This is a genomic window from Telluribacter sp., assembly GCF_035998675.1.
Lineage (GTDB): Bacteria > Bacteroidota > Bacteroidia > Cytophagales > Spirosomataceae > Telluribacter.
Map to the genome: position 1 here is coordinate 510,258 of NZ_DASYHI010000020.1, position 14,897 is coordinate 525,154.

At 49.1% G+C, this 14,897-nt stretch carries 12 protein-coding genes and 1 other RNA gene; 2 read left to right on the top strand and 11 right to left on the bottom strand.

The features are described 5' to 3' along the window. Positions 1-14 precede the first annotated feature (14 nt). Entirely contained in the window at positions 15-1,049 is a 1,035-nt protein-coding gene (locus VGN67_RS16270; RefSeq protein ID WP_327487909.1) for an RluA family pseudouridine synthase, read from the top strand. 99 nt (positions 1,050-1,148) lie between these two features. Continuing rightward, on the top strand, positions 1,149-1,592 hold the full coding sequence (locus VGN67_RS16275) for a GNAT family N-acetyltransferase (protein ID WP_327487910.1): 444 nt from the start codon (positions 1,149-1,151) through the stop codon (positions 1,590-1,592). 48 nt (positions 1,593-1,640) lie between these two features. Here the strand turns inward: VGN67_RS16275 and trmD are convergent, their stop codons facing one another. The 11 genes from trmD to VGN67_RS16330 all read right to left on the bottom strand — a co-directional run bounded on the left by trmD (position 1,641) and on the right by VGN67_RS16330 (position 14,876). Then, entirely contained in the window at positions 1,641-2,321 is a 681-nt protein-coding gene (trmD, locus tag VGN67_RS16280) for a tRNA (guanosine(37)-N1)-methyltransferase TrmD (RefSeq protein WP_327487911.1), read from the bottom strand. Then, positions 2,311-2,886 (bottom strand): ribosome maturation factor RimM, encoded by a 576-nt coding sequence (gene rimM, locus VGN67_RS16285; protein ID WP_327487912.1) that lies wholly within the window; start codon positions 2,884-2,886, stop codon positions 2,311-2,313. The genes trmD and rimM overlap by 11 nt, the downstream gene beginning before the upstream one ends. A gap of 100 nt (positions 2,887-2,986) precedes the next feature. Next, positions 2,987-3,478 (bottom strand): 30S ribosomal protein S16, encoded by a 492-nt coding sequence (locus VGN67_RS16290; protein ID WP_327487913.1) that lies wholly within the window; start codon positions 3,476-3,478, stop codon positions 2,987-2,989. 193 nt (positions 3,479-3,671) lie between these two features. Next, a complete protein-coding gene (locus tag VGN67_RS16295; protein ID WP_327487914.1) occupies positions 3,672-5,183 on the bottom strand; it encodes an OmpA family protein in 1,512 nt (503 codons plus the stop codon). 54 nt (positions 5,184-5,237) lie between these two features. Next, positions 5,238-5,641, bottom strand: an RNA gene (gene rnpB / locus VGN67_RS16300) — RNase P RNA component class A. A 109-nt stretch (positions 5,642-5,750) separates the two neighbouring features. Beyond that, positions 5,751-7,061 carry a DUF4403 family protein gene (locus VGN67_RS16305; RefSeq protein WP_327487915.1) on the bottom strand — a complete coding sequence of 437 codons (1,311 nt, stop codon included), beginning with the start codon at positions 7,059-7,061 and terminating at the stop codon, positions 5,751-5,753. Between the two features lie 133 nt (positions 7,062-7,194). Then, the gene (locus tag VGN67_RS16310) at positions 7,195-8,184 is read right to left on the bottom strand and encodes a Smr/MutS family protein (protein ID WP_327487916.1); all 990 of its coding nucleotides are present in this window, start codon (positions 8,182-8,184) and stop codon (positions 7,195-7,197) included. A 64-nt stretch (positions 8,185-8,248) separates the two neighbouring features. Beyond that, positions 8,249-9,163 carry a DUF2279 domain-containing protein gene (locus VGN67_RS16315; protein ID WP_327487917.1) on the bottom strand — a complete coding sequence of 305 codons (915 nt, stop codon included), beginning with the start codon at positions 9,161-9,163 and terminating at the stop codon, positions 8,249-8,251. Positions 9,164-9,169: 6 nt separating this feature from the next. Then, positions 9,170-11,248, bottom strand: coding sequence for a VWA domain-containing protein (locus VGN67_RS16320; protein ID WP_327487918.1), 2,079 nt, complete (start codon positions 11,246-11,248; stop codon positions 9,170-9,172). A 173-nt stretch (positions 11,249-11,421) separates the two neighbouring features. Then, positions 11,422-12,168, bottom strand: coding sequence for a 3-oxoacyl-[acyl-carrier-protein] reductase (gene fabG, locus VGN67_RS16325; protein WP_327487919.1), 747 nt, complete (start codon positions 12,166-12,168; stop codon positions 11,422-11,424). Positions 12,169-12,344: 176 nt separating this feature from the next. Continuing rightward, positions 12,345-14,876 (bottom strand): ATP-dependent Clp protease ATP-binding subunit, encoded by a 2,532-nt coding sequence (locus VGN67_RS16330; RefSeq protein WP_327487920.1) that lies wholly within the window; start codon positions 14,874-14,876, stop codon positions 12,345-12,347. Positions 14,877-14,897 lie beyond the last annotated feature (21 nt).

Consider the following 14,897-nt stretch of genomic DNA (forward strand, 5'->3'; position numbering starts at 1 on the left):
AAAACCGAGCAGAAATGCCCCTTGAAAATAGTGACCCCAGCGGTGCGGACGAAGATGAAGACCTGTACGAACATTACCGCATAGTAGCCGATAAAGGCCAGGGGCTGATGCGTCTGGACAAGTACCTGAGTCTGCACGTTCCCAACGCTACCCGAACCAAGATTCAGACGGGCATTGAAACCGAAGCGGTTAAGGTCAATAGCAAGCCTACCAAAGCCAGTTATAAAATAAAACCGGGCGATGTTATTACGCTGTCGCTGCCCGAGCCGCCGCGTGATACGGAACTTATTCCGGAGGATATTCCGCTGAATATTGTCTACGAAGACGAAGAACTGGTTATTGTAAATAAGCCCGCCGGTATGGTGGTCCACCCCGCCTTTGGTCACTGGAGTGGTACCCTGGTAAACGCGCTGGTGTACCATTTTCAGCACCTGCCCACTGCCCGCAACGGCGAAGTCCGGCCCGGACTGGTCCACCGCATAGACAAAGACACGTCCGGACTGCTGGTTATTGCCAAGACCGACTACGCCATGACGCACCTGGCCAAACAATTTTTTGACCATACCATCGAAAGGACCTACTACGCACTGGTATGGGGGGAACCCAAGGAATCAAAGGGTACCGTTACCGGTCACGTAGGGCGTAGCCCCAAGGACCGGCGCGTCATGGCGGTTTTTCCGGATGGCTCGCAGGGCAAACACTCGGTTACCCACTACGAAGTACTGAAATCCTTAAGGTACGTGGCATTGCTCAAATGCAACCTGGAAACCGGACGCACCCACCAGATTCGGGCGCATATGCAGTACCTGGGCCACCCGCTGTTCAGTGACGCTACCTACGGTGGCGACAAAATACGACGGGGTACTACCAGCGGTAGTTACAAGGCCTTCGTTGAAAATTGTTTTAAGCTAATGCCCCGGCAGGCGCTCCATGCCAAATCGCTGGGATTTCAGCATCCGCGAACCAGGGAATGGATGCAATTTGACACGGAAATCCCCCAGGATTTTAGGGAGGTTCTGGACAAATGGGAGGGCTATGTCAAGTTGTAAAAGAGGTTAGCCGCCTTTGACACCTAATTAAACCCTTAACTTTTTACACATTAATTATAATTTTTTTTAGTTTCGCATCCAAATCACTCCATACACCCTATGAACGTTACTACCCGCCAAGGCACCCTAGAAGATATTCCCGGCGTATTTGAGCTTGTAAAAGAGCTGGCTATTTTTGAAAGAGCCCTCGATCAGGTATCCAATACGGTTGACCGTATGAAGCAGGATTATGATAATAAACTTTATGATTTCTTTGTAGCCGAAAACGAGGAAAAAATAATCGGCCTGTCACTTTACTATTTTCGGTACTCGACCTGGAAAGGAAAGCGGCTTTACATGGAAGATATTATCGTTACGGAAGCGATGCGGGGCCATGGCATTGGTAAGCTGCTATTTGACGCTACCGTTCAGGCGGCTCATGATACCCACTGTACCGGTATGATGTGGCAGGTACTTGACTGGAATATTTCGGCGGTTGGTTTCTACCGGAAGTATGGTACCCGCTTTGACGATGAGTGGGTCAACTGCAACCTGGATTTTTAACAACAGAAAACCCGCCTCTTCCGGCGGGTTTTCTGTTGTTAGCCGGGGCTAATTTTTATCCAGCAAGTCCGGGCGTAGCTGCCGGGTGCGCTCTACCGATTGCTGATACCGCCAGTCCTCAATTTTGGCTTCGTGCCCCGACAGTAAAACGTCCGGTACGGTACTTCCCTCAAAATCGTAGGGCCGGGTATATACCGGAGGAGCAAGCAGATTATCCTGGAAAGAATCGGTAAGTGCGGAGGTCTCATCGTTAAGTACCCCCGGAACCAGCCGAATGATGGCATCGGCCAGAACTGCGGCGGCTAATTCCCCTCCCGAAAGAACGTAGTCGCCGATACTGATTTCTTTGGTAACAAAAAGGTCCCGAACCCGCTGATCCACGCCTTTATAATGGCCGCAAAGGAGCAAAAGGTTTTGCCGGAGGGACAGTTGATTGGCAATCCCCTGCTGGAGCGTTGCTCCGTCCGGGGTTAAGTATATAATCTCGTCGTAGGTACGTTCGCTTTGCAGGGCCCGAATACAGCGGGCTATGGGTTCTATCTGAAGTACCATCCCCGCGCCACCACCAAAAGCATAGTCGTCCACACTCTTGTGCTTATCGGTCGAGTAGTCCCTCAGGTCATGAACGTGTACGTAGGCGTGTCCTTTGTCCTGCGCGCGTTTCAGGATACTGTGGGCAAAAAAGCTATCTAACAAGCGCGGAACGCAGGTTATTATATCAATCCTCATTATCTTCGGATTCGGCTAAAGCCTCAGCGTCTGAGTCAGGATTCAGGTATACTTCCAGTAATCCTTCGGGGAGCTTTACCCTTACCTGCTTTTTTTCATGGTCAGCGCTAAGAACAATATCATCAACGATAGGAATCAGGACTTCGCTACCCTGGTAATCCATGGCTATCAGGTCCTGGGTATTAGGCGTATAAATAGCCCGGATAATGCCTAATTCACCCATAACTTCATCCACAACCGTGTAGCCCTGGATTTGGTGGTAATAGAAACCTCCCTCCCCCAGATCTTCCAGTTCTTCAATGGGCATATACAAGGCATTGCCCACCAGCGCCTGCGCCTGTTCAATGGAATCTACGTCTTCCAGTCGGACGATGGCCTTGTTCTGCTTCTGGATATTCATGTCCTCCACAAAATAAGGCACCAACTCGCCTTTTATTTCCACAAAGATAGAGTCTACCTCTGCGTAGTCTTCGGGATAGTCCACATCCAGGTGAATGGTGACGTCTCCCTTCGTGCCGTGGGTTCGAACAATGTACCCCAGCAGGTAATAATTATCGTGTGCCAAGAGTAGTTCAGGTTTAATTTGAAATTATTACGCTTAGTAAAACAAATATGGGTCTGTACGGCAAGCCGACAGACCCATATCTATACTTAGTATACCAGAATTATTCCGCCGATTGCTCTTCGGTCGCTTCCTCATTTGCGGCTTCTTCGCCAGCTTCTTCAGGTGCAGCCTCTTCAGCCGGAGGAGTATTCTTTTTGGTAATAGCTTCGAGACGAGTCTGATTTACTTTACGCTCGGCATCCATTCTGGATTCTTTTTCAGACACCTGCTTCTGCGTTTTAACATCGGCTTCCTGGGTCTTCTTGTTCTCTTTGGATTGCTTCCACTCCTCAAAACGAGAATCGGCAACTTCCTGGGTAATAGCTCCTTTGTTTACACCTACCTGTAGGTGCTTACGCAGCATTACACCTTCGTGATGCAGGATAGAACGGGCCGTGTCAGTAGGCTGGGCACCTTTAAGCAACCAATCTACTGCTTTGTCTGTTGCCAGTACTACTTCAGCAGGGTCATTGTTAGGGTTGAAAGTACCAAGCTTCTCAATAAAGCGACCATCCCGTGGTGCTCTTGCGTCAGCTACAACGATGTCATACATCGCTTTCTTTTTGCGTCCACGACGCGCTAATCTAATTTTTACAGCCATTCTGCTAAAAATGTTAGGTGGAGGAACTCGTCCTCCGGGTTAAACAGGCTGCAAATTTACGATAAAAATCAGTAACTACATCATCAGTACTAAAAAAGGAGCCAGGGTTACCTGACTCCTTTTTTTAGTACTTTATTGAAATATCTTAGTTCTGACGGTAACCGGCCGGATAAGTGGAGCGCAGGGTATTCATTGGCTCTATCTTTATCTCCACACGGCGGTTGGCCTGTAAACCTTCGGCGGTTGTATTCGGTGCTAATGGGCGGTACTCACCATAGTGTTCCACCAGAATACGGGACGGGTCAGCCAGACCGGCGCGGATCAGGTACCGCTTGGCTGCTTCAACCCGACGGCGGGACAGCGACATATTATATCCGTAACCAGCGCGGGCATCCGCGTGTCCAACCAGAACGATGCGGCAGTTAGGACGCATATTCAGAAGCTCAACTACCTGAGCCAGTACCGTCTGAGAAGCCTCGCGAATAATGGCTTTATCGGTATCAAACTCAACGTTACTGAACAGGGCTTCGCACTCATCCTTAGGCAGGTTGTTACGAATAGCGTCGCGAATGTACTTATCCAGGTCAATGGCCACCCCACCACCCGATACTACACTACCCGCCGGGGTATTGGGTTCTTTGTCAAACAGGTCAGCTACTCCATCACTATCCGAGTCAGTATACAGGCGGGGATCTACCGGTGGTGGCATATTGGCCTTGGCGATAGAATCGGCATCTTCCATGGTTGGGTTATACGGCGGCGGAATTAACGCTCTGGGGTCGGCCCAGCGAAGGTGATAACGACCTTTTGAAATATCGTAAACACCATTCTTAGACATCACTGCGTTTCGACCCAGCTTGTAAGTAAGGGCAATGGCTCCGTAGCCCCATTTGTCAAGCTTTGATTCTCCTTTCACAAAACCAAATATACCAGAAGAAGTAGCATGGCGTGTTAGATCACTGGCTGTTAAATCCAGCTTCTCAGTGTTTACATGATTGATAACAAAATCAAAACCCAGGTCTAAACGGCGGGTAAGTTCATAATGAATAGCTAACCCTAAGGGAACTACCCACTCACGGGTATATATGGTACCATTACGTTCCCAGCGCCCGGCAGTAGTTGAGCTACCTTCTGTGTTAGATGATACCAAGAGTTGAGTGGTATTCATATCAAACACATCTGTATGAAAATATATAAATCCAAAACCAGCGTGAGCATCAAACTTCCAACGACGAAGCTTATTAAACCCAAATAACAAACGGTTTAAGTTCATAGTACCATCCAGAGAAGCCTGTACAAATGATGGACTCTTGAAATACAAATCCCGACTTGTAGGAATAGTTTCACCAGGGACTAGGCTAGTATAGTTCCTTCTTGAACCGGTAAGGCTACCATTTAATACAGTAATCTGCGCGCCGAAAACGGGCGTGATCTGCTTGTTCAGTGATAGACCCCATACTCCCGTTATATCATCCCTTTCTCCACGTTTGAAGTCGTATTGGTTTAAATCACCAAAAAAACGGGTAATACCACCATAGCCGGTGACAGACCACGTATTCATTTTGTTTGTCCCTTCGTAGGGGTAATTCTGGGCGAATACGTCCGAAGCGAACAAGGACAAGCAGGATAGAACAACGTAAAGTTTCTTTTTCTTCATGAGGAAACACCAGTTATGTGATTCAAAAATTCAGCTTTAAAAAGCAATAATCGAAAGTAAAATAAGCCTGTAAGCCGGATTCTGTTCCCCGGATTACTCCGGTTCTCCTATCATTTGTCTGGGACTTCGGTCACCCGAAACCTCTAACGACCTACCCGTACTGATGTCCCGCTTGCGCGGAAGCTGGAACGGGTCGCTCCAAACTCAGTACCTATTTGGTCTTTCAGCCCGTAAGGTTTACCTTGCCCCGGCTGTTACCAGTCGGGCGGTGGTCTCTTACACCGCCTTTTCACCCTTACCTGAGCATAAAATATCATGCCAAGGCGGTATCTTTTCTGTGGCACTGGCTGTCAGCAAATCGTCACCAATCGGCTGCCTTCCCGTTAGGAAGTACGGTACCCTGTGCTGTCCGGACTTTCCTCCCCAAAAAATATTGGAGCGATAGGACGGCTTATCTACTTTCGTTGCCTGCAAAGCTAACACATTGTTGCTTTGATTAGCGACTAATATACTACAAAAACTAATAAATAATTGTTTTAAGACGCATTTTTAAAGGATTCCCAGCTTTCAAATCAGCCCTTCGATCCGAAGATTTACCTTGCCGGTTGCAAACACTACGGAGTAAATATGGCCGGGTGTAAGGTATACCCGATCCGGAATTATCTCATTCAGAGTACCGTTTAAATCAATGCCTTTGGATAGCAGGTTATGAGTCAGGGCCTGCTGAATTTTATTTCGTGCTTCTGCTATCTGGACCCCAACCGGAAATACCATCCTTTTCTGAATCATGCGGCTGAATGTACTCTGCAAAAGCCAGCTGGCCGTCCGGAATATTACATTTTGGGTATCAAGGTCATAGTCCATATCTTTCAGCGAGAGCAGTTGAGTCTCAGGATCATAATGCGGTAATCCCCGGAGGTAGATATACCCATTCAGGCTTCCCTTCAGCCCGGCTTTGATAATTAGCTTGTCGTCCTGTCCGTACATATCAATACTAGTGATCTGAACGGTATAACTATCCCCGCTAAACTTAAAAGTTTCTCCTACCAGCTTCTGGCTGGCCAGTCGCGCGGCGTCACGGTAGGTTATCCGGCTTATCAGGCCTACCCTGAAATTATCCGGGACCCGGTCTACCATCTGGAGCGGAGGCAGCTTGCTATCTGCACTGGTTTCCGGCCGGGTCGAGGCTGTAACGGTCTGGGTATACCCTTTAAGTCCAATGGTGGTCTTTAGGAGGCCGTTACTGGCAGCAAGCGGGGTCATTATGACTGAGGTTGGTACCACTACCAGCCAGGTCTGGTACTCTTCTGACATCAGCCGAGGTTGCCGGGCCAGGTCCCAGGCCTGCTGTACGTACTTTTTTAGGTCAATATTTTTGCTTACCTGCTCATCAATGGCTTTGGTAATTTTTTCAAAGTTCTTATTGAGCAATCGACTGACCATGGCTTTAATAGGAATCGTAAGACCCGCTACTTTGATGGAAGGCTCTGAAATCCAGTCGTAACTATCTACGTAGGTGTGGGTAGTAACCCGCCAGTCAGGCGTAACCCCTACCTTGGATAAAAACCGGATACGTAGTGAAAATTCGGTGTCCATGTAGCCAGACATGGTAAAGCCCAACGGACTGACTTTGTAGCCTGCACTTACCCAGATTCGAAGTGGTACATCAAAGAAGAAGGTAGAATCCTGGGCAGTCACCCGGATATCGTTCAGCTTCCATACTTTTGCTTTCAGGTTATCGTTTCCCTCGTCCTCGTAGCTATTGTCCTCATAGATAAGTCCCTGCAGCTGCGCATTGATTTGTTTTTCAAACTCGGCAATGGGCATTTCTACCGGTACGTTCAGTACCGATATGTGTTTTTCGTTTTGGATCTGCATATCCGAATAGAGGTATTTCTCAACGGGGGCAACTGGCTGTTGAGGCGCCTTAGGTTGACACTGCCAATGCAAACTACAAACAATTCCCCACAAAAACAGCCATAAGTACCCTGGGCTGCCATTTATGGCAAATTTATTTAATACGGACGAGGGTAGCTCCGTAGCCAAATTTTTCTTTTTGAGCATCTTTAAAAAAATCTACATGCTGGTGGCGGCTCAGCCGGCGGTGGAGTTCGTTTCGCAGTACCCCATTTCCTACACCATGAATAAAAGTCACTTCGTCCAGTCCGCCCGCAATAGCCTGTTCCAGTTGTTTTTCAAAGGTGGTCAACTGAGCTTCCAAAATCTCTGATCCGGAAATACCGGCGTGGTCGGTCCGGATTTTATCAATGTGTAAATCCACAACTGCCCGAACGGTACTACCCGGCGGAAGCGATGGAGGAGCCGGTTCCGGAGAAAGCATCTTCTCCCGGAGTTCCTGAGCAGTAACGGGTACCTGGGCTTTGGGACTATCACCTCCCTCTTCATCAAGCTGATACAGGTAAGCTTCTTTCAACAGCACAGGTACTTGCTGCTTACGTTTATAGAAGGACTGGGCCCGGCACTTCAGCCGCTTCTGAAAAGGGTCTTTAGCCTCCATGGCTCCCGGCTTAAAATACAAGGCCTGGAGGTCAAAGGTAGGCCAATTTTCAAATTCTTTGCTGAGTAAGTCGCTTAATTTCTGACTGCTACGCGGCGCAAGCGTGCCGAAAGCACCCCCGGTATGCCGCCCCTCCTGACTGGTTGAAAAAGTAAAGGGCAGGGTCCAGTCGGTGTTGTTGATAAGGTGAAGTGTGAGTTCGCGGTCATTGATCGGGACGAAGGCCAGATAAATTCCTTTTTGGGCAAAAACACCGGTACCCCTGGCCGAAGTAGCGGCTGTTCTGGGCTTTATTTCTTCCGGTACCGGAGTCTTTTTGAGTCGCTGGGCCTCCAGGGGGGAAATTACTACTACCTCCTGACGAAGTACCGGAATCCGGAATCCGTCCTCGATTTCAACTTCTACCTGATTACCAGGCAGGAAGCGGGAAATAATTCCTTCTTCCCGCCCGTGTACAAAGCGTACTTTATCTCCAATGTTCATTCTGTTGATGTCTTTTTAGTCCGGACCATTAGTTATTGGGAGGGCCAACGAGCCTGGATTTTAGTTAAAAATAAAAAGGTCTAAAAGCAAGTCCGTTCCGGTTGAATTCCAGGGCCGGGGCTGGTACTTTCAACGTATTGAACAAAAACCCTACGGTACGAACAAATTTATTTCGGGTTTTAATTTTGGTCAAATCTACATCCAGGGACAGGTAGTACTGGCGGTAAGGCCTGAATCCCCGCTCAATACTTTTATCTGTTTCACCGGCTACCATATCCTGAATTCCGTAGCCGGTTGAGATACAAAGCCAGGCGGGCCAGGCTGAGCCAGGAAAGAAGGTGCGGGGACTCCAGGAAAACCAATAGGTCTGCCCGTTATAGTCTTTCAGCCATCGCTCCGCTTTGTTATTTCCCAGGAGTCCGGGACGTTGCTCTGCCAGGGAAGTGTAGTGAAAGGAGAATTTTGGCTGAATGCGAATTTCGTCCCAAAGGAGGACCTGTCCGGCGTACAAAGCCGGCCCGGCCAGGTTGGCTACCATGTCGCCGGGAGAAAAGCCATAATCCGACGAAAACCCATCGAGAATTTCAATGGGGGTCTGAAAAAAAAAACCTGAAATAGCCCCGTAAATTACGGCCTGTTTCCGCGTTATTCCCGTCCAGCTGTACATTTGGGCGGTATGCCGGGAAATTTGAAAAGAAGTGTAAAGATGCCCCACTTTGTCCAACTGTTTCCACTCATGGGTATCGTCAGCTACGCCGAAACGCACAAGTGGGTTTTTGTACCAGGCTTTGCTCAGACCGTACAAACTACCGGCGTACAAGGCCGTCTGGGCGGCAAAAAGACCATGTAGTTGCTGATAGTTCGGCCGCTTGACCACCACCGAATCCGAGGGCCACATATCCTCTGCTTCTCCTCCCCGGGCAGAGAGAGGAAGTACCGCTATTACCAAAATTAAAACGACCTGCTTTATTTTTATCATGAAGTATCAGTAGCTACCGCTATACTTCCGCAGCCCCCACTCAGTGGTAGCCAGAAGCAACAACAGGAAGAACAGCCATTTGAGATGTACCAGCTCCACCATTTCTTCGCTACTTTCCAGTCGGTCGGGAGGGCGGTTGGCGGTCATCATCTGTACCAGGGTTTCCAGGGTGTTGGGCTGAACAAACTCCCCACCCGTACGCTGCGCCAACTCCCTCAATAAGCCAAAATCGGCCGTTGTATTTAAAGCTTCGATTTCAATATCACGCACTATAAATTGCCCGCTGACCTGCTCTTGTCCTCCCCGTAGGGTAGTAGTGGCCCGGTAGCGGTACACACCCTCCGCTAACCCGCTGATCTCAAACCGGGAATTTTCGGCCGAGTTGGTATAGGTATACGATTGGGCCTTACCGGCTTCATCGGTGATATTCAACTGAACTTCCTGACCGTAAATCTTTTCATAAATATCATTATAAATCTCAGTCTGAAAGGTCACACTTTCACCGGCGTCAAACTCTGCGCTGACCGGATAAACCCTGAATTTCCGTTTGTCTTCCTTAACTGACAACAACTGAATCACCTTACGGAACAGATCGTCGACGATCACCTGCTTTTCCGTTATCGAAAACTCTTCCTGCCGCCACTGCCAGAGTCCTTCTCCGGCCAGAATGGCTACTTTTCGGTCGCCGGCCGTATTCAGCGCCAGCAGGGGTTTGGTCGTGGCCACCGTACCTACCCGCTGGTACAAGACTACTTCACTTCCCGGACTTAGGCGGTACTCGCCAAAAGGTACCGAAAGCGGAGGAAGTCTTTCCAATAAATTCAGGCTTTCGGCGTCCAGGTTCAGCAGTTGAAAAGACGTATTAAACCGACCCGTTACTTTGTCAATCTGACCGGGGTTACCGGCAATCTGAACCGTTTGGCTGAGGGTACTGGTCGCAGCGGGAGCGGACTGATTGCCCAGGATAAAAAAGATGGGCTTGTTCTTCTGCATTAAACGACGTACGTACTCACTACCCAGGCCGCCCGCGTCGGGTAACTGATGCAGGATAATCAGGTCGTAGGGCTTCTCCATAATATCGTTCAGATTACCCATGGAAGAAAGCGCCCGGACATCCAGTTCGTAGTTTTCATTTTGTTCAATAATACTTCGGAGTGCTTTCAGGTCAGGGTGAGGTGCCAGGGCCAAAAGCAGGATTTTTTCCCGACCATCAATGATATCAATGTATATTTCCTGCCGGTTATTGCGGGTACTGAATTCCCCCGACATTCCCCCTACTTCAATGGTATAGTGTTGCACACCTTTCTGCGGGGAAGAAGTATTGAAGGTAACGGGTTTAAAGAAGTCATTTTTATCAATGACCACATTCTGGGTGGCAATGGTACGTCCGCCTTGCCGGAGGCTGACGGTAGTACTACGTCCCGCCAGGCCATTGGCTACGACATCGGCCTGAATCGGAAACTGGTTTCCCAGGTACGCTACCCGGTTGGCCGTAACATTCCTGATCTGTACGTCACGCTTGGGTACCGTATCGCCCACCGCCACGGTATGGACCTTGAAGGGGTAATTACCATAGGCAGGAGATACCCCCTGGTTTATTATCCCATCCGACAGCAGTATAACATCGGTTAGGTTGCGGCCTTCGTAGTTGGTCCGGACCCCATTCAGCAAGCCAGAGAGGTCAGTGGTTTTCTGATTAAATTTAACGGAATCAACTTCTACATTACCAGCGGCTTCGTCCAGCGTCTGGACACTTACATCGTACCCCTGCGAAGCCAATTGGCTCTGTACTTCACTCAGCGCGGCCAGGGTACTTTGGCCCGGCTGAGCCGTGGACTGGGAGTTATCAATGGCCAGAACTATCTTGGCTTTGTCCACGCTGGTCTCGGTGCTCCTTACCAGCGGGCTTAGCAAAAGAAAGCAAATAACCGACACCAGCGTTCCCCTCAGAACGGCCAGAAAAATATTGAGTCGCTTGCCCCACGATGGCTCGGGCTGATACAGAAAGAAGGCATAAAGTGCTCCTATCAGTAAGCAGAGTAGAATGAACCAGGGTGAAGTTGGAAAGAAAAGTTCGGATCGCATGGGTGAGGCGCAGGTCTCAGGTATATATGGGTATCAATAAGATAATTAACAAGATACAACCATAACGATAAAAAGCCCTACTGTGGTTTTAGGTGGACAGCAAAAACCCACCAAAAACCACAAAACACTGGAATTTTCTTTAAAACAGCAGGTATCAGGCTGGTTTAATAGACCTAAGTAAGCATACCGCCGTCTACCTGTAGTACCTGACCCGTAATGTACCGCGACATGTCAGAGGCCAGGAAAATGCAGGCGTCGGCCACCTCTTCGGCCTGGCCGCCCCGTTTCATCGGAATAGACTGCTTCCACTCCTCAATGGCTTTGGCATCAATGGCGTCGGTCATTTCGGTTTCGATAAATCCGGGGGCAACGGCATTAGACCTGATATTGCGCGAGCCCAGTTCGAGGGCAACCGACTTGGTAAAGCCAATAATACCCGCTTTGGAAGCAGCGTAATTGGCTTGTCCGGCGTTTCCCCGAATACCTACTACCGAAGTAATATTAATAATAGAACCACTTTTGGCCCGCATCATGGTTTTGATGGCGCCTTTGGTGAGGTTAAATACCGACTTAAGGTTAATGTTTATTACCGTATCCCACTGCTCCTCGTTCATGCGCATCAGCAGGCCGTCCCGGGTCACGCCCGCGTTGTTGACCAGTACGTCCAGTTTGCCAAAATCAGCTACGACGTCATTGATAAGGGTATCGGCGGCCTGAAAATCTGAGGCATCGGAGCGGTAGCCTTTAGCCTTTATTCCGTACTGTTCCAGTTCGGCTTCCAGCGCCTGGCCCTTTTCAACATTTGACAGATAGGTGAATGCAACATTGGCCCCTTCCTGGGCAAAACGAACAGCGATTGCACGGCCAATCCCGCGCGAAGCTCCCGTGACAAGAGCTACTTTATTTTCCAATAATTTCATGAAAGTAGAGAAAGCTAAAATTAATACGTAGGCCAAAAGTACATGATTGACACTCCCGGACAAAAAAGTAAGGGGAGGTTTCTAGAGTTGACTCTCTAAATGAATCGCTTTGCGGAACGCTACAGACAAAAAAGGCAGACCGACGGGTCTGCCTTTTACTTATTTATACAACGATTCTATTCGTTTGTTACTTCTTCTTCCTTTTTCCGGACCGAGATCGAAAGTTGCTCGCTGGTACCATCGTGGTCGGCAATCAGAATATCACCTTCCCGCAGGTCACCTTTGAGTATTTCCTCGGCAATTGGATCTTCGAGGTACTTCTGGATGGCCCGGTTCAGAGGACGAGCTCCGTACTGAGGATCATATCCTTTCTCAGACAGGAAGTCTTTGGCGGGAATGGTCAGCTCAATTTCATAACCAAGTCCTTTTACGCGGTGGAATAGTTTTCCGAGAGAAATGTCAATAATACGGTGCAGATCTTCACGTTGCAGTGAGTTAAACACAATCACATCATCGAGGCGGTTCAGGAACTCCGGCGAGAAAGCTTTCCGCAGAGCGCTCTGAATAGTATTTCGCATAATCTCGTCCTGATTTTCCGCTTTCGCCTTGGTGGAGAAACCGATTCCGCTACCGAAATCTTTCAGGTCACGCGCTCCAATGTTGGAGGTCATGATGATGATGGTATTCCGGAAGTCAACCCGGCGACCCAACCCATCGGTCAGGATACCATCGTCAAGTACCTGCAACAGGATATTAAATACATCCGGGTGCGCTTTCTCGATTTCGTCCAGCAGTACTACACTGTAAGGTTTGCGACGGATCTTCTCGGTCAGCTGTCCACCTTCTTCGTACCCAACGTAGCCCGGAGGCGCTCCCACTAAGCGCGATACACTGAATTTCTCCATGTATTCACTCATGTCAATGCGAACGAGGGCATCGTCTTTGTCGAACAGGTAGGTAGCAAGTACCTTGGCCAGCTCCGTTTTACCTACCCCGGTTGGTCCCAGGAAGATAAACGAACCGATGGGCTTCTTGGGATCTTTCAGACCAACGCGGGTACGCTGAATAGCTTTTACCAGTTTTTCGATCGGCGGATCCTGTCCAATTACTTTGCCTTTCAGCTCGTCGCCCATGTGCAGCAATTTCTTGCCTTCGTCCATGGATACGTTAGTAACCGGAATCCCCGTCATCATGGCTACTACTTCCGCTACGTTTTGCTCAGTAACGGTATAGCGCTTCTTCTTGGTCTCTTCTTCCCAGGCCTGCTTGGCACGGTCCAGCTGGTCAATCAGTTTCTTTTCCCGGTCGCGGAGCTGAGCGGCTTCTTCGTACTTCTGGCTCTTTACAACCCGGTTTTTCTCCTGCTTGATATTCTCAATCTGCTCTTCCAGTTTCAGGATATCTTCGGGTACTGTAATATTGCTGATGTGTACCCGGGCACCTACTTCATCCATGACGTCAATGGCCTTATCGGGCAGGAAACGGTCGGTAATATAACGCTCCGAAAGTTTCACCGCTGACTCAAGAGCATCTTCGGTGTAGTTGACGTGGTGGTGATCTTCGTATTTGTCTTTGATGTTTTCCAGAATCTGGATGGTTTCTTCCACGGAAGTAGCATCTACCATAACCATCTGGAAACGACGGGCTAACGCACCATCCTTCTCAATGTACTGGCGGTACTCGTCCAGGGTGGTAGCACCAATGCACTGGATTTCACCACGGGCCAGGGCTGGCTTAAACATATTGGAGGCATCCAGCGAGCCGGAGGCTCCACCCGCACCTACTATGGTGTGCAGCTCATCAATGAACAGGATCACATCCGGCGATTTTTCCAGTTCGTTCATCACGGCTTTCATGCGCTCTTCAAACTGACCGCGGTACTTGGTACCTGCTACCAGTGAAGCCAGGTCAAGGGTTACGACCCGCTTACCAAACAGTACCCGTGATACTTTTTTCTGGACAATCCGCAGCGCCAGACCTTCGGCAATCGCCGTTTTTCCAACACCCGGCTCCCCGATAAGGATGGGATTATTTTTCTTGCGACGACTTAGAATCTGGGCCACACGCTCAATTTCTTTTTCGCGTCCTACGATGGGATCAAGTTTACCAACTTCGGCCAGTTTGGTCAAATCACGGCCGAAGTTATCCAGTACCGGAGTACGGGATTTTTCCGCACTCTTGGATTCTTTACCTGAACCGCCGCCAAACATACCACCCCGTGGGTCGTCGTCGCCATCGTCGGTTTCGGGTCCCATGTGTGGACGGGTACCCGATGATTGATATTCCAACATTTCTTTAATGACTTCGTAGTTGACATTAAACTTATGGAGAATCTGGGTAGCTACGTTATCTTCGTCGCGCAGGATGGAAAGCAACAGATGTTCGGTCCCGATTAACGGGCTTTTGAAAATCTTGGCTTCCAGATACGTAATCTTCAGTACCTTTTCTGACTGACGCGTCAGCGGTATATTCTGAAGGTTTTTGACGTTGTTGGTAGCTGAACCTTTGGTGGCCTGCTCGACCGTCACGCGGACTTCATCAAGCGACACCCCCAGTTTTTTCAGGAGTCCAATGGCTACCCCTTCGCCTTCACGTATCATTCCCAGCAACAGGTGCTCCGCTCCAATATAATCATGACCTAACCGGAGCGCTTCTTCGCGACTCAGGGAGATCACCTCTTTGACTCTATTTGAAAATTTTGCTTCCATGTATAGGCAGGAATTAATTAG

What these genes read in the sequence shown, in the direction of transcription:
- VGN67_RS16270 (WP_327487909.1), top strand. Translation starts at nt 15, where the DNA reads ATGCCCCTTGAAAATAGTGACCCCAGCGGTGCGGACGAAGATGAAGAC.
- trmD (WP_327487911.1), bottom strand. Translation starts at nt 2,321, where the DNA reads ATGAGGATTGATATAATAACCTGCGTTCCGCGCTTGTTAGATAGCTTT.
- VGN67_RS16320 (WP_327487918.1), bottom strand. Translation starts at nt 11,248, where the DNA reads ATGCGATCCGAACTTTTCTTTCCAACTTCACCCTGGTTCATTCTACTC.
- VGN67_RS16295 (WP_327487914.1), bottom strand. Translation starts at nt 5,183, where the DNA reads ATGAAGAAAAAGAAACTTTACGTTGTTCTATCCTGCTTGTCCTTGTTC.
- fabG (WP_327487919.1), bottom strand. Translation starts at nt 12,168, where the DNA reads ATGAAATTATTGGAAAATAAAGTAGCTCTTGTCACGGGAGCTTCGCGC.
- VGN67_RS16290 (WP_327487913.1), bottom strand. Translation starts at nt 3,478, where the DNA reads ATGTATGACATCGTTGTAGCTGACGCAAGAGCACCACGGGATGGTCGC.
- VGN67_RS16330 (WP_327487920.1), bottom strand. Translation starts at nt 14,876, where the DNA reads ATGGAAGCAAAATTTTCAAATAGAGTCAAAGAGGTGATCTCCCTGAGT.
- VGN67_RS16275 (WP_327487910.1), top strand. Translation starts at nt 1,149, where the DNA reads ATGAACGTTACTACCCGCCAAGGCACCCTAGAAGATATTCCCGGCGTA.
- VGN67_RS16310 (WP_327487916.1), bottom strand. Translation starts at nt 8,184, where the DNA reads ATGAACATTGGAGATAAAGTACGCTTTGTACACGGGCGGGAAGAAGGA.
- VGN67_RS16315 (WP_327487917.1), bottom strand. Translation starts at nt 9,163, where the DNA reads ATGATAAAAATAAAGCAGGTCGTTTTAATTTTGGTAATAGCGGTACTT.
- VGN67_RS16305 (WP_327487915.1), bottom strand. Translation starts at nt 7,061, where the DNA reads ATGCAGATCCAAAACGAAAAACACATATCGGTACTGAACGTACCGGTA.